The sequence below is a fragment of the Komagataeibacter ossonobensis genome (assembly GCF_057359305.1).
The window spans coordinates 32,711-54,575 of record NZ_JBXAYQ010000010.1; the positions used below are offsets into that span (position 1 = coordinate 32,711).

Genomic DNA, 21,865 nt, shown 5'->3' on the forward strand with positions numbered 1-21,865 from the left:
TCAGAAATCCAGCATGAAGAGGATATTGACCACCAGCACCAGCATGATTCCACGTGCGAAGCCACGTGGCATGATGGTGGCCATCGTGTCGTTGCTGCTGACGGTCAGGCCCGAAACACAGGCCCCCAGCCCGACAAAGAAACCGACCAGCACGAATTTCAGTGGAATGATCAGATAATCCCATGTGGTCATCGCACCAAGGACATTGAAAAAGAATGTCCAGACCGAAGACGTGATGGCGCCCGTGGAATGCGCGACCACAAACCCCATCAGCAGCGATACGACGGCAAAGATCATGCCCAGCGTAAAGCCACCCAGGGTAAAGGCGAACGTACGCGGCATGACCAGCGCCAGGAACGGATCAATGCCGCGCGCCTGCAATGCACGCACTTCCCCACCAAGCACCATCATGCCGATTTCGGTCAGCGACAGCATGCCGCTGCGCCCCATGATGATGATACCGACCAGGATAGGCGAGATTTCACGCACCAGCACGGAAACAAGGATTGACCCCGTCATCTGCGCCATACCGGCGTAACCCAGCCAGTACGCGGCCTGTGACACCACCATCAGGCCCGTCAGCGTCGCGGTGATCACGATACTCAGGAAACCGCCACTGACCACCTGCCGCAGGGTTGCGCGGAATTCATAGATAACCGGCCTGCGCCATGAATTGGGGCGCATGCTTTCACGTATCGCCCCCCATCCGGCACCAATCACCAGCAGGGCAAAACGGACCTGATGCCGCGTCAATCGCCCAAGTGCCGCAAGCCACGGCGCAAAACGCCGTACCAAATGCACCAGGCGACCGCCATTGTCCGGCTGGGGACCGGCCATGGGGTCGGCCTGCGGCGCCACGTGTTCAGGGGCGGGTGTTGGCGTATCGGTCATCGCCGTCCGGCCAGCACATAGGTGCGCGTCAGCCCCATGCCGGGAATGAAGAACCGGCCACGTTCACGGAACAGGAAGTACTGACGCAGGCGTTGATAGACATTTTCCGATACCTGGATCGTGCCGACATCCGGCGCGCCCTGCGCCATCATCTCGGCCATGCCCATGGCATCGCCCCACAGGTTGAACGCCTGCGGGTTCTTGCCCAGCATGCCGCCAAATACCGGGCCGACATCAATGCCAATGCGGAAAACCGGATCCAGATCCGCCTTGGACAGCATGGCCAGCACGTTTTCACGCATCATGAGCGCCGCATTCGCCATGTGGAACACCGCCGTCTTGTCCGGCGTGCGCGAACACCCGGCAACACACACGACGCGATGGCCAAGCATGCGGATGGAATACAGCCCGCATTGATGGGCGATATCCTGCAGCGCGATCGCCATATCATCGATCAGCTTGATGTTGGCCGCGGGGTCATTCTGGGCCGTCATGATCATGTCGGACAGGCTGATGACCATGATGGTGACGGCAGGGTAGAACCCTTCCAGCTGGCTCAGGTCCGTTGCGCTCGGCTGTCCGTTGATGGACAGCGCGCCGGGGGCCAGCAGGAAGCCCTGGCTGGTATCTTCGGGTCCCTCGCTGCCCTGGGGGGGCTCCGATTCCAGTTCCTCCCGCGCCGCAGCCACGGCCGTATAATGCTGGGCGGAGAAGCGGGCCGCCGCAACCCCGGCGATCATATCCACGAAATGATAGACCATTTCCGCCCGTGGCGCATCTTCCAGCGTGATGACGCCAACCGGGCCGCCACTGCCCAGAATCGGGTTACAGAACAGGGATTTACTGCCAAAGGCACGCATATACACACGGTAGAACGCCGTGGTGCGGTCATCGGTGGAGGCATCGGTGACGACCAGTGCGTCACCATGGGAAACGGCGTCAAAAAAGCTTTTGAGGTCCGTTGTGGACATCTCGAACCCACCGGAATGCACGTCCTGCTGCCGGTCATAGGAATCGATGCACATGAGCGTATGTCCGTCGTGCAGGATCCGCCATATCGCCGCCCGGCGGGCATGGGACTGGTCAGCCAGCGTCTCGGTCAGAACAAGGGCGTTGTCTTCCGGATTGAACAGATCGGGATAGGCCGCGACCGACTGCAGGGCATGGCTTTCGTAATTGGCGACGGCCCGCGTCTGGGAAATCTGGTTACGCAGGCGGTCCCCGCGTCGCGCCTGCAGGAACAGCAGCAGCCCAAAGCCCAGCGCCATGACCACGACCAGAACGAAAAACAGCAGGTTCTGCCGTCCATCCGCCATGGCGAAGCGCGAAAAATCGTCCTCGGGCGCGACCATCAACAGCACCCAGCTATCCTTGCCCACCGGCAGGTTGGCGGTGATGGTCACATACCGCCGTCCCTTCACGGTGACGGTACGCGCGCCGTAGCCATGAACGCGGTATTCATCGAATGCCTTGGTCATGACCGGGAATTTTTCCGGGTCCAGCGTCATCCTGGACGGGTCGCCATGCGCCTTGGCCTGCGTTTCCTGCATGCCGTGGCCGGCAACGACATGTTCGTCCTGATCCAGCAGGATCGCGGTGCCGCTTTCACCAATTTTCAGCGAATTGAGAAAATTGTTGAGATGGTTGAGGGACATGTTGATGGCATAGACATACGTCTTGTCATCACTGCCCTTGTACGGCACCGCCGCCGTGATGGTGACCTGCTTGGTCACCTCCACCATGTAGGGACGGGTCCAGACTTCCTGTCCGGCCTTGACCGTATCGGCAAACCATCCATGCCCACGGGGGTCATACGTACCCGCCGGGGTCTGCCACTGTTTGAGCAGCTTGCCATTATCGTCACGCAGTTCATGGGTGAAAATGGCCTTGGGCGTTCCCACGTCATGCAGGGTGGTCAGCGCGGTCTGACCCGGCTTTTCCCCATGTTCCAGCGTACTGAAATTGCCATCGCTGTCGGCAATGTAGAAGGACTGGATCTGCGGAACATTCCGCATCATGGTGCTGCTGTAGCCGTTGAAGATCTTCTGCTCGACCGCTGGCGCGCCATGTTCGAGCATGTCACGGGCCACGATCGCCCCGGCGGAGGCGGGCATGAGGAAGGAACTGACTTCCTTGGCGACATAATCCTGCTGGCTGACCAGCAGGTCATGCGTCAGGGTCAGCGCACCGGTCCGGACGGTCCGGTAGGAATGCCACCCCACCCCGGCGATGACGGCGATGACCGAAACCACACCGGCCACGGGAATGCCGATATGATAAAGGAAGCGCCGGAACTGGTCGGAAGGGGCAATCGTGGGATCGACAATCTCGTCCGTGGACAATGCTCTCTTCCTGTTCAATACAATCAGGTACGGCTAATGAAAACAGACTAGCCCAAACGTACCACCGGGACCACTCCCTTTGTTACATACCGCCCATTCAGCCCAGCCACAACGGGTCGGACAGGCGGCTGACAAAGCCCTGATGGGCTTCCAGTTCCGCCGCATCGGGCCTGACGCGTACACTGACATGCCCGGCTGGCCGCACATAGGTATAGGTTGCGATGCCGCCGCCACCTTCATCCACCGACAGGCTCAGCCCGCGCTGCCTGCCCCCGGTCAGTTCCAGATAGACCGCAGCCAGCAGCCGACAGTCCAGCAGCGCGTTATGGGTCGTGCGTTCCGACAGGTCGATGGAAAAACGGCGGCACAGCGCATCAAGACTGTTGGGCATACCGGGAAAACGCTCACGCGCCATATCCAGCGTATCGACCATGCGCCCCATATCCAGTTCGGGCAACCGCGCACGCGCCAGTTCCGCGTTCAGGAAGCCGAAATCGAAACGGGCATTATGCGCGATCAGGGGATCATTGCCGATGAATTCAAGGAATTCAGGGGCAACCTGCGCGAATTTCGGCTTTCCTTCCAGATCCGCGCGGGTAAAGCCATGCACGCGCGACGCCTCTTCGGGTACATCGCGCTCAGGGTCGATCAGGACACGGAAACTGCGCCCGGTGGGCAGGTCACCAACCAGTTCAAGGGCTGCGATTTCAATGACGCGGTCCCCCTTCAGCGGATCAAGGCCGGTGGTTTCCGTATCAAACAGGATGGTGCGTTTCATGCAGCTTTTCCCCTGGCCGCAGCCCATGCGGCTGGACTTCCCGCGCGCATTGCATGCAGCAAACGCCTGACCTGTCGCACTGTTTCATGGCGTGACAGGCCGGTTTCGATAATCACATCGGCCCGTCGCCGCCTTACGGCATCGGGCATCTGCCGGGCAATGACGGCATCGATCTGGGCCGGTGTCATCCGCCCACGTCGCAACACGCGTTGGCGCTGCATGGACGCGGGTGCACTGACCACCACCACCCGGTCGCATATGCGCTGCGCCCCGGTTTCAAACAGAAGCGGGATATCCAGCACGACCCACCGGCACCCGTCACGCCGGGCACGCTGCACGAAACGCTCGCGCGCCTGACGCACCAGTGGGTGGATGATTGCCTCCAGCCCCTGCATGATGGTGGGGTCGGACAGTGCCGCCTGCCGCAACACCGCGCGATCCAGTACGCCATCACGCACCGAACCGGGAACCAGCCGCCCGATGGCGGGCAGCGCGGCCCCATGCGGCCCCTGCAGGGCCGCGACGGTGGCGTCGGCATCGAACAGCCGTATGCCCGCGCGTTGCAGCAGGGCCGCCGTGGTGGACTTGCCCATGCCGATCCCGCCGGTCAGTCCCAGTATGCGCATGAAAAACCCCGTTCAGTCGGCATGCGCGCGATGCAGGTCCGCATCAAGCAGGGCCTCGACCGCAGGCCCGATATCCGGTGTTGCGCCAAACCATTTTTCAAATCCCAGCCCGGCCTGATGGATCAGCATGCCCAGGCCATCGACCGTGCGCAGCCCATGGCTGGCGGCCTGCCTGAGCAATCCGGTCTGGCGCGGCACATAGACAATGTCGCACACGGCCAGACCGGAATCCGCCCGGGCCAGATCCAGCGGGAAAGCGGCATCCGCTCCCCCATCCATGCCGATGGAGGTGGTATTGACCAGAAACCGGCACGACGGCAGCACGTTGCCCGCATCCGCCCAGTCAACGACCGTGATACCCGACAGGGACGCGGCCAGCGCATCGGCCCGTGCACGGGTGCGGTTGGCCACCACGACCGCAACCCCGCGGTCCAGCAGGCTTGCGGCGATGGCGCGCGCTGCCCCACCGGCCCCCAGCAGCAGGGCGCGGCCACCTGTGACAGGGATTCCATGCGCTTCCACATTGGCCACGAATCCATCGCCATCGGTGGAATAGCCCTCGATCTGCCCATCGGGTGCAAAGACCAGCGTGTTGACTGACCCCGAACGCCGCGCCGAACGGTCCAGCCGGCCGTGTTCCTCCACAATCCGGTAGGCCGATTCCTTATGCGGAATGGTCACGTTTACGCCACGGAAACCCGCTGCCTGAAGGCCCCGGACCGCGACATCAAACGAACCCGGCGCCACCGGCAGGGGCACATACGCCCCGTTGATCCCGCGCTGTTCCAGCCAGAAATTATGCATGAGCGGCGAGCGCGAATGCGCCACCGGCCAGCCGATCACCCCGGCCAGCAGGGTATGGCCGTCAATGCGTGGCTTGCGTTCCATTGTCTTCAATCCATCAGATGCGGTGTGTTTGTCAGGCGTGTACGGGACCGCTAGTGCCTGAAATCTTCCCATGCCTGTGGCAGGACGCGCGCAAGCCGTCCGGCCCATTCCGCCTGTCCCTGTTCCGTTGCGATCAGGTCCTGACGTATCTCGATTTCCAGATAGGGCACGCCGCGTCCTTCGGCATGGACAGGCACGGTATAGTCACTGACATCCGTCAGGGCATAGGGTTCGTTGCTGCCGACCACCAGCCCGTCTTCGGTCGCCAGCAGGTCACGCACCCGCAGGCCGAAAGCGGGGTTGCGGTTATGCAGAACGCCCGTATGCCATGGCCGGACCATGCCGTTCATACGGTCGGTAAAGCTGTGCAGGGATACCAGCACGACAGGCAGCCCGGCCTCAAGCCGTGTCGAGATTTCCCGGCTGATCCGGTCATGGTAAGGCAGGAAGATTTCCTCCACCCGCCGGCCTTCTTCCGCCGCCGTGATGTCGATATTGGCCGGAACGCGCGTCCCGTCACTTTCGCGCACAATGGAAGTCGGGTGCCCCGGTGCACGGTTGCAATCGATCACCAGCCGGGAATAGACCTGTTCAATCAGCACGCAGTCCAGGTTTCGCGCCAGCATCCGCCCGGTTTCGGCCATGCCCAGATCACAGGCGATATGGCGGGCGTGATCGGCGGCACTGACCCCCATGTCCCCCAGCGTGGAGGGCAGGCTGCGGCCCGCATGGTCGCTGACCAGCACGAATGGCAGGCCGGGCGGCGGCATGACGCCATCCAGCGCGGACCTGCCGTGCTGGATGAAGGGAGCCGGATCATCCTGCGTCAGCAACCGTAACGGCTCCTGCGCAAGGGCTGTATGCTGCATTGTGCGGGACATCCTGTGCCATGGGCGGGTTGCACCCGATATTACAGATCCCGCTGCCTGAGTAAAAGACCCTCCGCATAACCCGCCATATGGCGGCCGCAGGGGCACGGGAACGATTGTATCTGCAGCGGCAGATGGGTAGGGTGCGCGGCATGTGATGGCATTATGCCACGACGTATCAGACACAATCCTTTTCACACTTGGGGTAGCTGGAACACAGGATGCCGGGGAACGCAAAAACGCTGACGGATCAGGACGCGCAGAAGGCGAACGCACAATGGGGCGGACGCTTTGCCGGGGGGCCGGCGGCGATCATGCAGGACATCAATGCCTCGATCGGTTTTGACAAGGCCCTGTGGCGGCAGGATATCGCGGGGTCGAAGGCCCATGCCGCCATGCTGGCGAAAACCGGCATCATTTCCGACGCGGATGCCCGCGCCATTACCGATGGGCTGGACCAGATCGGGCAGGAAATCGCGGCTGGCACCTTTGAATTCAGCACCGCACTTGAAGATATTCACATGAATATCGAAGCCCGCCTGTCCGACCGGATTGGCGAGGCAGGCAAGCGCCTGCACACCGCACGGTCGCGCAATGACCAGGTGGCGACCGATTTCCGCCTGTGGGTGCGTGACGCGATCGACGGACTGGACCAGCAGGCGGCATCCCTCATGCGCGCGCTGGCGCGGCGGGCGGCGGAGCATGCCGATACCCCCATGCCCGGCTTCACCCATCTGCAGACCGCGCAGCCCGTGACGTTTGGGCACCACCTGATGGCCTATGTGGAAATGCTGTCCCGTGACCGGGGCAGGCTGGCGGATGCGCGGCGCAGGCTCAATGAATCGCCGCTGGGGTCGGCCGCACTTGCGGGCACGTCCTTTCCCATCGACCGGGACATGACGGCAGGGGCGCTGGGCTTCGACCGCCCCACCGCCAATTCGCTCGATGCCGTGTCGGACCGTGATTTCGCGCTGGAATACCTGTCCGCGCTGTCCATCATGGCCGTCCATCTGTCACGGCTGGCGGAAGAGATCGTGATCTGGTGTTCAGCCCCCTTCTCCTTCATCCGCCTGTCCGATGCGTTCACCACCGGTTCATCCATCATGCCGCAGAAGCGCAACCCGGACGCGGCCGAACTGGTGCGCGCCAAGGGCGGCCGCATTACCGGCGCGCTGGTGGGGCTGCTGACGGTAATGAAGGGACTGCCGCTGGCCTATGCCAAGGACATGCAGGAAGACAAGGAGCCCGTATTCGCCGCGACCGATGCCGCGGCACTCAGCCTTGCCGCGATGGATGGCATGATCCGCGACCTCAGCGTCAATGCGGGGCAGATGCGCGCCTATGCCGGGTCCGGTTTTTCCACCGCCACCGATCTTGCGGACTGGCTGGTGCGGGTGCTGAAAGTCCCCTTCCGCACCGCCCACCATGTCACCGGCCGCCTGGTTGGCAAGGCAGAGGCGAAAGGCGTGGGTCTGGCCGACCTGACGCTGGAGGACATGCAGGCGGAGGAGCCGGGCATCACCGCCGACATCTTCACGGTGCTGGATGTCGATTCCTCCATCGCCTCGCGCACCAGCCACGGCGGCACGGCGGCGAAGAACGTACGCGCGCAGGCCGCGCGCTGGCTGGATACGCTGGGGACAGGAGAAAGCGGCAAATGAACATTCACCCTTCCCGACGCGGGCGCGCCATCATGCTGCTGACGCTGGCGGGCCTGGTCATCGCTTCCTCGCTGGGGGCATGCGGCCGCATTGGCTCCCCACGCCAGCCTTCCAATTCCCGGGCCTATTACACGACCTATCCCAGCCCCGATCGCTGACGGATCAGGTCAGGCTGTCCGGCCCGAAACTGTCGGGCAGCAGGTCCGCCAGCGTGCGGACCAGCAGGACCGTCCCCCCGGCTGAAACCATGGTGACAGGCGTTTCAGGGGATGCGAATTCCCTGATTTTCTGCCTGCATCCCCCACATGGCGTGCATGGGGCATCCGTGCCCCCGCATACCACGATGCGATGGATCTGGCGCCCACCCTGCGCCACCATGGCGGCGATGGCCCCGGCTTCGGCGCAGGTGCCCTCGGGATAGGCCGCGTTTTCAACATTGCATCCGGCGAATATCCGGCCATCCGCCATCTCTACCGCCGCGCCGACCTGAAAGCGTGAATACGGCGCATATGCCCGCAGGCGCACGTCAATGGCAGCCTGAACCAGGGGGTCATTGTTCATACCGGTCTGTCCTTCCTGTTCTTTCCTGCGTCAAGCACCTTGGAAGCGACGGGGCAAGGCGGTATCGTGCGCACATCATGGCTGATGCTTCCCCTACCTGTCCCGGACAGGATCCATCCGTTGCCGCCCTTCTGGCGGTCCGTCCGGCGCTATCCATGCATGCCATGGACGGACTTGTGCTGGAAGACGTGCCCCTTAACGCCATTGCCGACGCGCTTGGCACGCCCACATGGGTCATGAGTGCCGGCACGCTGCGCGCACGCTACCGCAGGCTTGCCACGGCCCTTGCCGCAACAGACCGGCCGGTTTCCATTCACTTCGCCGTCAAGGCCAATGACCATCTGGCGGTACTGCGCGTGCTGGCGGCCGAAGGGGCCGGGGCGGACGTGGTCAGTGGCGGCGAACTGCGTCGCGCCATGATGGCGGGCATCCCGGCGGAAAAGATCGTCTTTTCCGGCGTCGGCAAGAGCCTTGAGGAAATGCGCCTCGCCCTGCAGGCGGGCATTGCGCAGATCAATGTCGAAAGCGCGGAGGAACTTGAACTCCTCTCCGCCGTGGCGGAATCCGAAGGGCTGGAGGCGCGCATCGCCCTGCGCATCAATCCCGACGTCGATGCCGGCACCCATGCCAAGATCACCACCGGCCTCGCCACCAACAAATTCGGCATTCCCTATGACCGCGCGGTTGAACTTTATGCCCGCGCCGCCACTTTACCGGGTATCCGGCCCGTCGGGCTGGCAATGCATATCGGCAGCCAGATCGTACGCATGCAGCCCTACCGTACCGCCTATGCCAGACTTGCCGACCTTGTGCGGGCCATCCGCGCGCGTGGACTGGCGGTCGAGGTACTGGATTGCGGCGGGGGACTGGGTATTTCCTACCGTGATGAAACCGAAGGCGCACCCGAAGCCCTTGCCGCCGCCATCCATGCCGAACTGGGTGATCTGGGTGCGCGGCTGGCTGTTGAGCCGGGACGCTGGCTGGCCGGTCCCGCCGGTGTGCTGCTGTCCACCGTGATCCTGCGCAAGCAGGGATATGATGGCATGCCGCCGTTCCTTGTGCTGGATGCCGCGATGAATGACCTCATGCGTCCCAGCCTGTATGACGCGTGGCATGGCATCATTCCGCTTTCCGCCGGAATTGCTGCCGCCCCCACGGAACAGGTGCATGTGGTGGGGCCGGTCTGTGAAAGCGGCGATACCTTCGGCCATGACCGCACCCTGCCGCATATGGAGGCGGGGGCGCGTCTGGCGCTGCTGGATTGCGGGGCCTATGGCATGGTCATGAGTTCCACCTACAACGCCCGTCCGCTTGCGGCGCAGGTCATGGTGGACGGTGCGCGCTGGTCCGTCATCCGCGAACGCCAGCAGGTTGAAGACCTGTGGACTGCCGACCGCATTCCCGACTGGGTGGAGAATACCCTTCTCCCCGCTGGCGGAGGCCTATGACAGCCGGGCAGGACATTCCCCAGCCCGGCGGCAGCCTGCCGCAACGCCTGGCCCGCGCACGCCAGCAGGCGCGTCGCGCCCTGTGGGTGGAACAGCTGTGGCCGCTCATGCTCCCTACGGCTGACGCGACCATGGGTATTGCACTGCTGGGGCTTGTGCGCCTGCCACAGTATATGCCCGACAGCCTGCATGCCGTCCTTCTGGCCGGTATTGCGGGTGGAACGGCCTATGCCACATGGCGGCAGTGGCGTGGCATCCATGCCCCCACCGCATCCGAAACCGACCGCCGGGTGGAACAGGCGTCAGGCCTGACCGGGCAGCCGCTGCGCACGCTGCATGACCGGCCCGCCAATGCCCCCACGCCTGAAATCACCTATCTGTGGCAGGCCCACCTGCACCGCACTGCGGCGGCGCTGGGCCGCCTGCGGGGCGGGTGGCCGCACCCCCGCCTGAAGGGCGCCACATGGTGGGCGGCCACACCGGTCCTTGCCCTGCTGCTGGCGGGTGGCATGATGTGGACGGGCAATCATGCCGCAAGCCGGGTAACGGCGGCGTTCCTGCCCGGCATGGATGATGCCGATACCCCTGCCCCACAGATCAATGCATGGATCACCATGCCCGACTATGCGCCCGGCGCGCCGGTCTTCCTTGATGCGACGCATACCAGTGCGACCGTTCCCGCTGGCGCGCAGCTGGCCATCACGCTGAACGGGCTGAATGGTCGTCCCACCCTGCGCATGCGTGCCAGCGGACCGCAGCCCGCCATCGGCCCGCATGATTTTCGTGCCCTGGGCAATGCCAGCTGGAATGCGCAGGCCACCCTTCTGGGCAGCGGCACGCTGCGCCTGCGCGGTCGCGGGCGCACGCTGGGGCAATGGACACTGAACGTCACGCCCAACCCCGCGCCAGAGATCGCATGGGGCAAGGATCCGGGCAGCCATGAAGGTGAATGGCGCACCCGCCTGCCCTATCACGTGGCCCAGCCATACGGCATCGCATCAATGCATGCGGAACTGGTCATGCCGGACAGCCCACGTGATGTCCTGACTGTTCCGATCCCGCTGAACGGCCACCCGCGCGTGGCGGATGACGTGGCAACCCCCGACCTGTCACAAAACCCGTGGGCGGGGGAAGACGTGAGCGCCCGCCTGGTTGCCACCAGCACCAGCGGCATGACCGCGACCTCCGCCCCGGTCCGGTTGCGCATGGGGGCACGGCCTTTCAACAACCCGTTGGCCAAGGCAGTGCTGGATATCCGCAAACGTGTGGCCCTGCACCGCGAAAACCGCGCGCAGGCAGCGCGCGAACTGCTGGCGCTCGGTCAGGCCGACACCATGCTGACCCATCATGTCGGCCTGTTGCTGGCGCTGACCAGTGTTGCCGCCGTGCTGGGGGATGCTGACGACGTCACGGATGATTACGCCATTACACAGGCCACCGGACGGCTGTGGTTCCTCGCGCTGGATATCGAACACAACCGCCGCGACATAGATAACGAACAGGCCGATTTTGGCGTGCAGGACGCGCAGGACGCCGTGCGGGAACAGCTGGAGCACATGCGCGAAATGGGCGCAAAGGGTCAGGGAGCGGAGCAGCAGGCCGAACTGCAGCACCGCATGCAGGCGCTGAAGGACGCGATTTCGCGCAAGATGCAGGCGCTGACGCAACAGGCCATGCGTGATCATTCCGCCATTCCAGCCATCCCCGAAATGACATCGCGCGGCGAACAGAACATGGCCCGGATGATGCAGCAATTGCAGGAGGACGCGGCCAATGGCCGCGATGCCGATGCCATGCAGAAGCTGCAACAGATGGAGGACATGACCAACGGCATACGCAACGCCACCCCGCAGGACATGATGCAGCTGGCCCAGCAGATGCAGGCCCGCCAGCAGGCGAAGGAACTGCGCCGCGCGCTGCGCGATCTGGTCAGTCGCGAGTCCCAGCTGCTGGACCATGTGCAGTCGCGCATGGACCAGGCCCAGCGCCAGCAGGAACGTGACGCCGCCAGCCGCCAGACCGACATGGATGAAGATGGAAGTGACCTGTCATCCATGTCCACCGCCGACCTGCTGCGCCAGCTTGGCATTACGCCGTCAGGCAGCGCGCCGCAGCCGCAGGCGGCAACATCCCCACCGCCGGAAAGCATGACGCCCGAAGCCCACACGGCGCAGCAGCATGCCGACCGGGCCGTACAGCACGCCCTATCGCGCGCCCTGCATGAACTTCAGCGTGAATTCAAACAGGCCAGTGGCAAGGACATGCCTGCACTGGACAAGGCGCAGACAGACATGAAGGCCGTGCGCGCGGCCCTTGGCGCGGGCAAGGACCCCGATGCGGCGGCAGCCGAAAAAAAGGTTCTGGCTGACCTGCAGCAGGGCGACCAGCAGATGCGCCAGTCCATGCGCAGCCAGAGTGCGCATGGCGGCATGACCATATTCCTGCCCATGCTGTCGCAGGATAATGGCAAGGGCAGCCATGGCAGCGGTGGCAACCATCCGGGCGGTCAGGATGACGATGACGACACCGAACAGCAGGCCGAAGGCAAGGGTGATCGTGACCCGCTGGGCCGCAAGACCGGTGGCACCCATGCAGGCATGGACAATGATACCCACGTACCCGACAACGCCAGCCGCGAACGTGCGCGCGAGATTGAACAGGAACTGCGCCGCCGCGATGCCGACCGCACCCGGCCGCCAGAAGAACTGGAATACCTCGACCGCCTGCTTCGTGCCTTCTGATGCGGTCGCAACGTTCAGGAATTTCATAAGAAGTTTTTGGGAAAGCTTTTTTCAAAAAGCTTCAGGAAGTCCCCGTCCTTTTGAAAAAAATGGCCTACACAGACGTCTGCCCGCTGCGGTGCCGCGCATGGATTAGCTGCCACGGCGTGGAATGTCGTTTTGCGGCATCAGGGCGTCATTGGCGCCCCCTTACCCGACAATCATCCAGTCTGCATGGCAGTGATGACTGCACCAGCGCACTGGCAGCCCGTGTCCATGACAAGGCAACCCGAACAGCCCGGTCCCGACAGCATGACTACCGCCGCATAACAGGGGGGATCAGTGCCGCCCCGACAGGTCAGGCATCACTGACCTGACTATCCTGCCGGACGGGAATGGCGCGGGTGACGGGTGCGGTGGCCAGGTCAATGGCGTCATATGACGGCGGGCTTTTCGGTGTGTCTTCCCCATCCTGCGGCAGAAGCTGGGCATCGGGCAGTTCGCCCTTGTTGCGGGCCTGCGCCAGACGTTCAAGATTTTCGCCGATGCGGGGATAATCTTCCACCAGCTTGCGGAAATCACGCGCGCTCATCGTCATGAAATGACCGAACTGCAGGGAACGGCTGGTTGCGGTGACACGCTCGTCCTTCAGTGCTTCTTCCCCACCCAGGACCGCACCGGCACCAAAGCGCACGTCATGCTTGGGGTAATGGGTTTCAGCCAGTCCCGCGCTGATGAAATAGACCGTGCGCACCTTCTGCCCCTTGCGGTACAGCCGTTCACCGGGGGATGAGAAGTGAATGGACATCTTCATCGCGATGTCATGCAGCACGCCATCGGCCATCCCCTCAAACAGGGGGAAATTATGAATGCGGCTTTCGATCCCGGCCCGGATATTGAATTTCAGCCTGAAATCCAGCTGTTCGCGCCGATGTTCCACATCGCGGTGCAATTCACGGTGCAGTTCCTCGCTCAACAGCGATTCGGACATCAGGGTATCGTATTTTTCTTCTTCCAGCCTGAGCGCGATCTGGCGCAGCATGCGGTTTTCCAGCGCCTCGGAATACCCATGGTAATGCAGCCGCAGGGTCTGCAATGCCTCATCCAGCAGCTTGCACTGCCGCCCCAGCACTTCACCCACGATTTCACTGATACGCGTGCCCAGCGTCGGCTCCATACGCTGGCGCATGAAGCGGGTCAGGGACAGGGAGACGAAATAGCCGATCATCAGCATCTCGAACCGCTCCATCATGCAGTACATGAGAGGCGTGTCGAAATTGAAGCGATGATGGATCACCTGCGCCACACGGAAACGCAGCGATGGGCGCAGCCTGCGGCGCAGGGCGCGGACATAGCCAAAGCGTCCTTCCAGCCGCGCACCATCCACCATGGCCTCGGCCGAGCGCAGCAGCGTCTCCATCACGCGGCGCGACAGCCCCTGTATGCGGAACAGGTCCAGCAGGATGGAACGTTCCCGGTTGGCGACGACAATCAGCGCCAGGGTCACGCGCTGCCGGTCACCCAGGGCGGTGTCAAAGGTATTGGCCTGTTCTTCCGAATGGACGCGCCGGTCGATCACCTCCACCACCGTATTGGTGACGTTGGTGGAAAAGCCCAGTTCGCCTGCGACTTCCTGCGTCTGGTCACGCACTTCACCCAGCCCGATGGCAAGGATCTGGTGGCGCAGCGCCTGATCAATCAGCGGCAGCTGGTCCAGCTTGAGGAACAGCACCAGATACCGCAGCGACATCCCGTTTACGAACAGGGTAATCAGCACGAACCCGGTGGCGATAATGCCAATAAAGTGAGCAATGCTGCTGGAGACATGTTCGTTTTCCGTCACCGCCAGCGCCAGCGCCAGTGTAATGGCGCCACGCAGGCCACCCCACACCATCGTGACCTTGAACGGCGTCGGCACGGGCGGTGACAGCTTGGTCGCGGCAAGGATGGGCAGCATGCCGAACACCACCGCCCCACGTGCCAGCAGCCCGGCGCCCGCGGCCAGCAGGATCAGCACGCAGTCCCATTTGGTCATGCCCACCAGCAGGCGCGGCACCAGCATGGACGCCAGCACGAACACCAGCGACCCGGCCCAGAAAACAAGCTGCTGCCACAACTCGTTCAGGAAGCGCCAAGTCTGGGGGCGGAAGGTGGACGGGCCATAGATCGAAATCGTCAGGCCGGACGCCGCCGTGGCCACCACACCGGAAAAACCCAGGAATTCATCACATACGATATAAGACAGGTACGGCAGCGCCACCGTCAGCGTGACCTCGGCCGCCGGTGCCGCCCCCAGTGCAGGAATGACCATAAGCGTCAGGCGGCCAAACACGATGCCGATGATCAGCGCGCCGATGAAGGAGACAAGGAACTCCAGCACCGCACCACCCAGCATGATCTTGTGGTGCGAGGTGATGGAACCAAGCAGGATGGTGAAAATGGAAATGGCGGCCGCGTCATTCAGCAGCGCCTCCCCTTCCACCAGCCGGGTCAGGCGGCTTGCGGCACCAATTTCCTTGAATATCCCTGCCACGGCCGAAGGGTCGGTCGTCGCCACGATGGAACCAAGCAGCAGGCACACCGCCAGTGGCATGCCGGCAAAGGGATACAGCGCAAAACCGATGGCCGCGGTCGAGACCGCCACCGCCACCACCGCCAGCAGAAGCACGGTCGCGGTTTCATGCGCCAGCCTGCGTACATCAATGCCCAGCGCCCCCTGGAATACCAGTATAGGCAGGAAAATCAGCAGGAACGCTTCGCTGTTAAGCGGGAAATCCAGCAGCGTCTGTGCCGCACCATTGAATATTTCCAGATGGGAATTGCGCAGCACAAGGTCGGCTGCGCCCCCGATCACGATACCCACAATGGCCAGCAGGACGGTTTCGGACAATTCCAGACGGCGGGCAAGCGGCTGGACCGCGCTGACCACGACAAGCAGCACGGCAATCGCCATCAGAATTGCTGCCAGACCCGCTATCTCCATTCAAAATCCCCGACTTCCGGCCATATCATGCTTACAGACCGATCCTAATGGCTGACCATGAACAGATTATGTCCACCGCGTTTCAAATCAACAGAATCTGGCTTATAAGACCAACATCTGGCTGTGAAAGACGTTCCTTCACATACTCACATGCCGCGTATCAATAATGCCACACCAACGTTGCATCAACAACACATGATGCATCACATTATATTCCAGTATTTCACACCCTGACCGCATGATCAGTGGCAGCCAGCCATGCCCGGACCTGTGCCTGCGGGTCCGGCATGCGGATGAAATCGGACACTGCCGAAACACAGTCCGCCCCCGCCGCAATACACAGTGGCGCGCGGGCAAGGGTAATCCCCCCGATGGCGACCAGCGGGATATCGCCAATGCGCCGCTTCCACACCGACAGTTTTTCCGTACCCTGCGGCCCCCAGGGCATTTTCTTCAGCTTCGTGGGCCAGACCGGCCCCAGCGCCACGTAATCCGGGGCGACCGACAGCGCGCGGTCCAGTTCAGCATCACTATGGGTACTGACCCCCAGTTTCAGCCCTGCCGTGCGGATGGCAGGCAGATCCGCCGTATCCAGATCCTCCTGCCCCAGATGGATGAAATCCACCCCTTCCTCGATCGCCACCTGCCAGTAATCGTTCAGCACAAGGCAGACATCATGCGCGCGAGCCAGGCGAAGGGCTTCACGGACCGCGCGGCGCAGGTCATCCTCCCCCATGTCCTTGAGCCGCAGCTGGATCAGCCGCGCGCCCGCCTGCCCCAGACTGCCGACCCAGTGCGCCGCGTCCACGACCGGATAGATACGGGACGGAAGCACCGTGGTCATAGCACGGCCTGCCCGATCACGGGCGTGGAGGGCACGGCCATGTCACGTTCTTCCATCGGGTCGGCAATATAGGCCATGCGCCCTGCCTCCACCGCCATGGCAAAGGCACGCGCCATTTCCGCAGGATTGCCCGCCTTGGCCACCGCCGTATTGATCAGCACCGCGTCATAACCCAGTTCCATCGCCTGTGCGGCATGGGACGGCACACCTATCCCGGCATCAACCACCATGGGCACATCGGGAAAATGGGCCCGCAGCGCCCGCAGGCCAAACAGGTTGTTCAGCCCCTTGCCCGACCCGATAGGCGCGCCCCACGGCATCAGCACTTCACATCCTGCGCGCAGCAGGCGTTCCGCACCAACCAGGTCCTCGGTCATGTAGGGAAAGACCCTGAACCCGTCTTCCGTCAGGATGCGGGCAGCTTCGACCAGCGCGAACATGTCGGGCTGCAGGGTATCGGATTCCCCGATCACCTCCAGCTTGATCCAGTCCGTGCCAAAGACCTCACGCGCCATCTGCGCCGTGGTCACCGCTTCACGCACCGTATGACAGCCCGCCGTATTGGGCAGGACGGGCACATCGAGTTCCCGGATCAGCGCCCAGAACGCCTGCCCCGCGCGCGTGCCTGCGGCCTCGCGCCGCAGCGAGACGGTGACCACCCCGGCCCCGGCCCGGCGCACGGCATCCGCCAGTATTTCGGGGGATGGGTACTGCGCCGTGCCCAGCATCAGGCGTGACGACAGTTCAGTGCCGTAAAAAAGGGTCATTGCGGTTATCCTCCCTGCATGGGGGCCAGAATTTCCACCTGTGCCCCGTCATGCAGGGGGTGGGTCGCGCGCCGGCCGGCCGCGACAAAGCTGCCATCCACCGCGGTCGCAACGCGGGCAGTGGCATCATATCCCAGTTCATCAAGCAATGCTGCCAGGCTTGCCGCCGTCACGTCATGGTGTTCGCCGTTCACCAGAATCCGCATGTCCGTCCTCCCCTTATGGCGGGTTCAGCCCCTGTCAAACACGATGTCGGCCGCCTCGGCCGCGCGAACGGGTGAAAGCAGGAAACCATGCCGATACATGCCATTGATATGGATATGCCGCCCCGACCGCCTGACGGCTGGCATGTTGTCGGGATAGGACGGGCGCAGGCCGGTGCCGGTTTCCAGTATCTCGGCCTCCCCGAACGCGGGATGCAGGGCATAGACCGCACCCAGCATTTCCACCATTGAACGCAGGGTCATGGGTCCCGCGTTCTCGCTTTCGATCATGGTCGCCCCCACCATGTACACATGCCCCGCACGGGGCACGATGTAGATGGGAATGCGCGGATGCAGCATGCGCACCGGACGATGCAGCGTGACATCGGGACAGCGCAGCAACAGCATTTCCCCGCGCACCCCGCGCATATCAACCATCTGGTCGCGGGCCGCAATACCGGTGCAGTCCACCACCCAGTCATAGCCCGACGTGCTGGCGTCAACCGGCACGTTGAAATGCAGGTTGCCCCCCAGTTCAACCAGCCGCGCCGCCAGCGCCTGCAGGGCGTCGCGCGGGTTGACGTGCCCTTCACCCGCGAAAAACAGCGCACGGGAAAAACGGTCGGCAAGGTCGGGTTCCAGTTGCGCGATCCCGGCTTCGCCAATCGTGGAAAAATGCGAAGTCCTGCGTGCGAACCGCATGATTTCACGCACGTCGCGCGGAGGCGCCAGCACCAGGGTACCGTTGCGGTCCACGCCGGGGACATGCTGGTCCCACCAGTCGAGGGAGGCCAGGGACTGCGCGGTGACTTCCGGGGTTGCGGATTCCGCCTCGCACCACGGCGCCAGCATGCCGCCCGCCTTCCATGACGCGCCCCAGCCCACGCGACCGCCACATTCATGCACGCTGACCCGCGCGCCACGTTCAGCCAGGGTAACCGCCGCCGTCAGGCCCGACACACCAGCGCCTCGCACAAGGACGGACGGTCCCGCCCCGTGGGGGATTGCCGTTTGTGCTGCCATATGCGTCGTATCCCCTGTAGCGGTTGTCTGTATCTTGCTGTGATTGTGCCGGTTATGCCTGACGTGTCTATTCAACAGTCACGGATTTGGCGAGGTTGCGCGGCTGGTCCACATCCGTGCCCTTCAGCAGGGCGACCTCATAGGCCAGGATCTGCACCGGGATGGTCTGCAGGATCGGGGCCACGAATTCATCCACGGTCGGGATCGCCACCACGCATTCCGCGATTTCACGCAGGCGCGGCGTCCCGGCCATGTCCGTGAACACCAGCAGGCGCCCCCCGCGGGCCTTGGCTTCCTGCAGGTTGGACAGCGTTTTTTCGAACAATGGCCCCGACGGCACGGTGGCCACCACCGGCACCGTGTTGTCGATCAGGGAAATCGGGCCGTGCTTCATCTCGCCCGCGGCATAGGCCTCGGCGTGGATATAGGTGATTTCCTTGAGCTTCAGCGCCCCCTCCAGCGCCACGGGGAACATCGCCCCACGACCAAGGTAGAGTACGTCGCGCGCTTCGGCCACGATGGTGGCCATGCGGCGGATTTCATCATGGCGTTCGAAGACTTCGGTCGCCTTGCTGGGCAGGTCAAGCAGGGTGGTCACCATGCTTTCCTCCTGCTCCGCGGTCATCAGTCCGCGCGCACGGCCCAGGGCAATGGTCAGGCATGCAAGGACGGACAGCTGCGCGGTAAAGGCCTTGGTGCTGGCGACCGATATTTCAGGCCCCGCCACGGTGCCCAGCACGGCGTCGCTTTCACGTGCCATCGTGCTCTGTTCAACATTCAGCACCGAGACGATATGCTGCCCGGCCTCACGCATGCCGCGCAGGGCGGCCAGCGTGTCCGCCGTCTCGCCCGACTGGGAAATCAGCAGCCCGAGGCCGCCACTGGCCAGTGGCGGATTACGGTACCGCATCTCGCTCGCCACATCTATATCGACCGGCAGGCGCGCATACTGCTCGATCCAGTACCGCCCGATCATGCCAGCGTAAAAAGCCGACCCGCAGGCCGTCAGCACCACGCGCGGAATGGCGGCAAGGTCGAATGGCAGGTCCGGCATCACCACACGCCGGGTGGCCGGGTCGATCATACGCTGCAGGGTCTGCCCGATCACGACGGGATGTTCGTGCAGTTCCTTTTCCATATAGTGCCGGTAGCCGTCCTTGCCGACCGATGCCGCGATCAGCGCGGTCAGCCTGACCGGGCGTTCGACCGGGTTGCCCGCCATGTCAAAGAACGCAGCCCCCGCGGGTGTCACCACGGTCCAGTCCCCGTCATCCAGATAAGCGATGCGGCGTGTCAGCGGCGCCAGCGCCAGGCTGTCGGAGCCAAGGAACATCTCGTTATCGCCAAAGCCCACCACCAGCGGCGCGCCATGCCGCGCGCCGATGACCATGCCATCATGTCCCGCGAAGATCATGGCCAGCGCATAGGCGCCTTCCAGCCGCCTGAGGCATTCATGCGCGGCCTCCCGCGGGGAAAGGCCGCGCTGCAGGTGGTAATCGACCAGCTGGGCGATCGTCTCGCTGTCCGTATCGGTCGAGAAGACCTGCCCTGCCGCCTCAAGTTCGTGGCGCAGTTCCTCGAAATTCTCGATAATGCCGTTATGGACGACCGATACGCGTTCCGTCCCGTGGGGGTGGGCATTGTTTTCGGTGGGCGCGCCATGCGTGGCCCAGCGCGTATGGCCGATGCCGGTCACACCCGGCAGCGGCATGCGCGCCAGAAGGGTGGCCAGATGGTCCAGCTTGCCCGCCGCGCGCCGGCGTTCGACGTGGCCTTCCTCCAGCGTGGCGATCCCTGCGGAATCATACCCGCGATATTCCAGCCGACGCAGCGCGTCCAGAATGACCGGCGTGGCCTGATTGCTGCCAACAACCCCTACAATGCCACACATCAGCCCCGTTCCTTCCTGTTCTTCAGCCGTTCGCGAAATGATGCGGCATATCCTGCCCTGTTTGTCTGGCGTGCCCGGCCAATGGCCATGGCGTCATCAGGCACATCATGGGTAATCACGCTGCCTGCCGCCGTAATGACACCGCTGCCCACCCGCACGGGAGCCACCAGCACCGAATCCGAGCCAATGAAACTGTCTGCGCCAATTTCGGTCCGGTGTTTGTACACACCATCATAATTGCAGGTTATGGTGCCCGCGCCGATATTGGCCCCGCTACCCACCGTGGCGTTACCCAGATAGGTCAGGTGACTGGCCTTGGCCCCCGCCCCCAGTGTCGTGGCCTTGATTTCCACAAAATTGCCCACGCGCGCCCTTGCCCCCACATCGCTGCCGGGGCGCAGGCGGGCATAAGGACCGATCTGCGCACCCGGGCCGATGATTGCCCCCTCAACGTGCGAAAAGGCATGGATTTCCGCGCCACTTTTCACATGTACGCCGGGGCCGAACACCACGTTGGGATGCACCACCGTATCGGGTTCCAGCACGGTATCGGCACACAGGAAGACGGTATCGGGGGCAACAAGCGTCGTGCCGCCATCCATCACCGCCTGCCGGAGCCGCGCCTGCACACAGGCTTCCGCCTGTGCCAGTTCGGCGCGGGAATTGATGCCGCGCAGTTCATCTTCCGGCGCTACCACCGCGCGCACGCTGCGTCCGTCGGACACGGCGCGGGCCACCACATCGCCCAGATAGTACTCACCCTGCGCGTTGTCGTTATTGATTTCATCCAGCCAGCGGCGGAAATCAGCGGCATCAGCGCACAGCACGCCGGCATTGCACAGTCGGATTGCCCGCTCCGCCGGAGTGGCGTCCGCCCACTCCACGATCCGTTCAACCCGCCGGTCATGCGTCACCACGCGGCCATAACGCGCCGGATCGGCCGGTTCCATCGCCAGCAGGGCAAGGCCGGTATCATTGCTGCGGCGCTGTTCCAGCAGGGCGCGCATGGTATCGGGCGTGATCAGGGGGTTATCACCATACAGGACCGCGACATCACCATCGCCAAACAGGGCTTCGGCCTGGCGTGCGGCATGGCCAGTGCCCAGGCGGTCCTGCTGCACCACGACCTGATGCGCGGCGGCAAGGGCCGCCACATCATCCATGTCCGGTCCCACCACCACCACGATACGGTCAAAGACCCGGGCCGCATTATCCAGCAGGTAGCGCAGCATGGGCTGCCCCGCCAGCAGGTGCATGACCTTGGGACGCTGCGATTTCATGCGCGTGCCACGACCCGCCGCCAGTATGACAGCGGTCGACAGGGTGCGTGCAGGGGCGGATACTGCGGTATCGGTCTGGGTATTCATGGC

The 21,865-nt window shown here is 63.5% G+C and carries 18 protein-coding genes; 4 read left to right on the top strand and 14 right to left on the bottom strand.

Features of this window, described 5'->3' with window-relative positions; translation table 11 throughout:
- The 6 genes from AC1RQ9_RS08295 to AC1RQ9_RS08320 all read right to left on the bottom strand — a co-directional run bounded on the left by AC1RQ9_RS08295 (position 1) and on the right by AC1RQ9_RS08320 (position 6,394).
- The gene (locus tag AC1RQ9_RS08295) at positions 1–891 is read right to left on the bottom strand and encodes an MlaE family ABC transporter permease (protein ID WP_193731225.1); all 891 of its coding nucleotides are present in this window, start codon (positions 889–891) and stop codon (positions 1–3) included.
- Entirely contained in the window at positions 888–3,233 is a 2,346-nt protein-coding gene (locus AC1RQ9_RS08300; protein ID WP_485986399.1) for an adenylate/guanylate cyclase domain-containing protein, read from the bottom strand. Before AC1RQ9_RS08300 ends, AC1RQ9_RS08295 begins: the two co-directional genes overlap by 4 nt.
- 97 nt (positions 3,234–3,330) lie before the next feature.
- On the bottom strand, positions 3,331–4,011 hold the full coding sequence (dnaQ, locus tag AC1RQ9_RS08305; RefSeq protein ID WP_193731223.1) for a DNA polymerase III subunit epsilon: 681 nt from the start codon (positions 4,009–4,011) through the stop codon (positions 3,331–3,333).
- Positions 4,008–4,637, bottom strand: a complete 630-nt coding sequence (gene coaE / locus AC1RQ9_RS08310) for a dephospho-CoA kinase (RefSeq protein ID WP_485986400.1) — start codon at positions 4,635–4,637, stop codon at positions 4,008–4,010. Before coaE ends, dnaQ begins: the two co-directional genes overlap by 4 nt.
- A 12-nt stretch (positions 4,638–4,649) precedes the next feature.
- On the bottom strand, positions 4,650–5,525 hold the full coding sequence (locus AC1RQ9_RS08315; protein ID WP_485986402.1) for a shikimate dehydrogenase: 876 nt from the start codon (positions 5,523–5,525) through the stop codon (positions 4,650–4,652).
- Between the two features lie 50 nt (positions 5,526–5,575).
- Complete coding sequence (locus AC1RQ9_RS08320) at positions 5,576–6,394, bottom strand: N-formylglutamate amidohydrolase (RefSeq protein WP_485986404.1); 819 nt, start codon at positions 6,392–6,394, stop codon at positions 5,576–5,578.
- A gap of 221 nt (positions 6,395–6,615) precedes the next feature.
- On the opposite strand from AC1RQ9_RS08320, the gene argH reads away from it, so the two are divergent.
- Together argH and AC1RQ9_RS08330 are read left to right on the top strand one after the other, a co-directional pair.
- Positions 6,616–8,055 carry an argininosuccinate lyase gene (gene argH / locus AC1RQ9_RS08325; protein ID WP_193731219.1) on the top strand — a complete coding sequence of 480 codons (1,440 nt, stop codon included), beginning with the start codon at positions 6,616–6,618 and terminating at the stop codon, positions 8,053–8,055.
- A complete protein-coding gene (locus AC1RQ9_RS08330) occupies positions 8,052–8,213 on the top strand; it encodes a hypothetical protein (protein ID WP_193731218.1) in 162 nt (53 codons plus the stop codon). The genes argH and AC1RQ9_RS08330 overlap by 4 nt, the downstream gene beginning before the upstream one ends.
- Positions 8,214–8,217: 4 nt before the next feature.
- Here AC1RQ9_RS08330 and AC1RQ9_RS08335 read toward each other — a convergent pair whose 3' ends face one another.
- Positions 8,218–8,616, bottom strand: a complete 399-nt coding sequence (locus tag AC1RQ9_RS08335) for a cytidine deaminase (RefSeq protein WP_485986405.1) — start codon at positions 8,614–8,616, stop codon at positions 8,218–8,220.
- A 77-nt stretch (positions 8,617–8,693) separates the two neighbouring features.
- Between AC1RQ9_RS08335 and lysA the strand changes: the two genes are divergently transcribed.
- Positions 8,694–10,064, top strand: coding sequence for a diaminopimelate decarboxylase (gene lysA, locus AC1RQ9_RS08340; RefSeq protein ID WP_485986406.1), 1,371 nt, complete (start codon positions 8,694–8,696; stop codon positions 10,062–10,064).
- A complete protein-coding gene (locus tag AC1RQ9_RS08345) occupies positions 10,061–12,805 on the top strand; it encodes a DUF4175 domain-containing protein (RefSeq protein ID WP_485986407.1) in 2,745 nt (914 codons plus the stop codon). The genes lysA and AC1RQ9_RS08345 overlap by 4 nt, the downstream gene beginning before the upstream one ends.
- Positions 12,806–13,142: 337 nt before the next feature.
- Here AC1RQ9_RS08345 and AC1RQ9_RS08350 read toward each other — a convergent pair whose 3' ends face one another.
- The 7 genes from AC1RQ9_RS08350 to glmU form a co-directional block, all read right to left on the bottom strand.
- Complete coding sequence (locus tag AC1RQ9_RS08350; RefSeq protein WP_193731214.1) at positions 13,143–15,767, bottom strand: cation:proton antiporter; 2,625 nt, start codon at positions 15,765–15,767, stop codon at positions 13,143–13,145.
- A gap of 223 nt (positions 15,768–15,990) precedes the next feature.
- The gene (locus AC1RQ9_RS08355) at positions 15,991–16,611 is read right to left on the bottom strand and encodes a thiamine phosphate synthase (protein WP_485986408.1); all 621 of its coding nucleotides are present in this window, start codon (positions 16,609–16,611) and stop codon (positions 15,991–15,993) included.
- Positions 16,608–17,378, bottom strand: a complete 771-nt coding sequence (locus tag AC1RQ9_RS08360) for a thiazole synthase (RefSeq protein ID WP_193731212.1) — start codon at positions 17,376–17,378, stop codon at positions 16,608–16,610. Before AC1RQ9_RS08360 ends, AC1RQ9_RS08355 begins: the two co-directional genes overlap by 4 nt.
- Positions 17,379–17,383: 5 nt before the next feature.
- On the bottom strand, positions 17,384–17,584 hold the full coding sequence (gene thiS / locus AC1RQ9_RS08365) for a sulfur carrier protein ThiS (RefSeq protein ID WP_193731211.1): 201 nt from the start codon (positions 17,582–17,584) through the stop codon (positions 17,384–17,386).
- Positions 17,585–17,608: 24 nt separating this feature from the next.
- Positions 17,609–18,604 (bottom strand): FAD-dependent oxidoreductase, encoded by a 996-nt coding sequence (locus tag AC1RQ9_RS08370; RefSeq protein WP_485986409.1) that lies wholly within the window; start codon positions 18,602–18,604, stop codon positions 17,609–17,611.
- 67 nt (positions 18,605–18,671) lie between these two features.
- Entirely contained in the window at positions 18,672–20,495 is a 1,824-nt protein-coding gene (glmS, locus tag AC1RQ9_RS08375) for a glutamine--fructose-6-phosphate transaminase (isomerizing) (RefSeq protein WP_485986411.1), read from the bottom strand.
- Positions 20,495–21,862, bottom strand: a complete 1,368-nt coding sequence (glmU, locus tag AC1RQ9_RS08380) for a bifunctional UDP-N-acetylglucosamine diphosphorylase/glucosamine-1-phosphate N-acetyltransferase GlmU (RefSeq protein WP_485986413.1) — start codon at positions 21,860–21,862, stop codon at positions 20,495–20,497. The genes glmS and glmU overlap by 1 nt, the downstream gene beginning before the upstream one ends.
- Positions 21,863–21,865: the final 3 nt, after the last annotated feature.

Bases quoted from the DNA above. Each gene is read 5' to 3' on its own strand.
- AC1RQ9_RS08315 (WP_485986402.1), bottom strand. From the start codon at position 5,525: ATGGAACGCAAGCCACGCATTGACGGCCATACCCTGCTGGCCGGGGTG.
- lysA (WP_485986406.1), top strand. From the start codon at position 8,694: ATGGCTGATGCTTCCCCTACCTGTCCCGGACAGGATCCATCCGTTGCC.
- AC1RQ9_RS08355 (WP_485986408.1), bottom strand. From the start codon at position 16,611: ATGACCACGGTGCTTCCGTCCCGTATCTATCCGGTCGTGGACGCGGCG.
- AC1RQ9_RS08335 (WP_485986405.1), bottom strand. From the start codon at position 8,616: ATGAACAATGACCCCCTGGTTCAGGCTGCCATTGACGTGCGCCTGCGG.
- argH (WP_193731219.1), top strand. From the start codon at position 6,616: ATGCCGGGGAACGCAAAAACGCTGACGGATCAGGACGCGCAGAAGGCG.
- dnaQ (WP_193731223.1), bottom strand. From the start codon at position 4,011: ATGAAACGCACCATCCTGTTTGATACGGAAACCACCGGCCTTGATCCG.
- glmU (WP_485986413.1), bottom strand. From the start codon at position 21,862: ATGAATACCCAGACCGATACCGCAGTATCCGCCCCTGCACGCACCCTG.
- AC1RQ9_RS08320 (WP_485986404.1), bottom strand. From the start codon at position 6,394: ATGCAGCATACAGCCCTTGCGCAGGAGCCGTTACGGTTGCTGACGCAG.
- AC1RQ9_RS08370 (WP_485986409.1), bottom strand. From the start codon at position 18,604: ATGGCAGCACAAACGGCAATCCCCCACGGGGCGGGACCGTCCGTCCTT.
- AC1RQ9_RS08295 (WP_193731225.1), bottom strand. From the start codon at position 891: ATGACCGATACGCCAACACCCGCCCCTGAACACGTGGCGCCGCAGGCC.
- AC1RQ9_RS08345 (WP_485986407.1), top strand. From the start codon at position 10,061: ATGACAGCCGGGCAGGACATTCCCCAGCCCGGCGGCAGCCTGCCGCAA.
- AC1RQ9_RS08360 (WP_193731212.1), bottom strand. From the start codon at position 17,378: ATGACCCTTTTTTACGGCACTGAACTGTCGTCACGCCTGATGCTGGGC.
- AC1RQ9_RS08330 (WP_193731218.1), top strand. From the start codon at position 8,052: ATGAACATTCACCCTTCCCGACGCGGGCGCGCCATCATGCTGCTGACG.
- glmS (WP_485986411.1), bottom strand. From the start codon at position 20,495: ATGTGTGGCATTGTAGGGGTTGTTGGCAGCAATCAGGCCACGCCGGTC.
- coaE (WP_485986400.1), bottom strand. From the start codon at position 4,637: ATGCGCATACTGGGACTGACCGGCGGGATCGGCATGGGCAAGTCCACC.
- AC1RQ9_RS08350 (WP_193731214.1), bottom strand. From the start codon at position 15,767: ATGGAGATAGCGGGTCTGGCAGCAATTCTGATGGCGATTGCCGTGCTG.
- thiS (WP_193731211.1), bottom strand. From the start codon at position 17,584: ATGCGGATTCTGGTGAACGGCGAACACCATGACGTGACGGCGGCAAGC.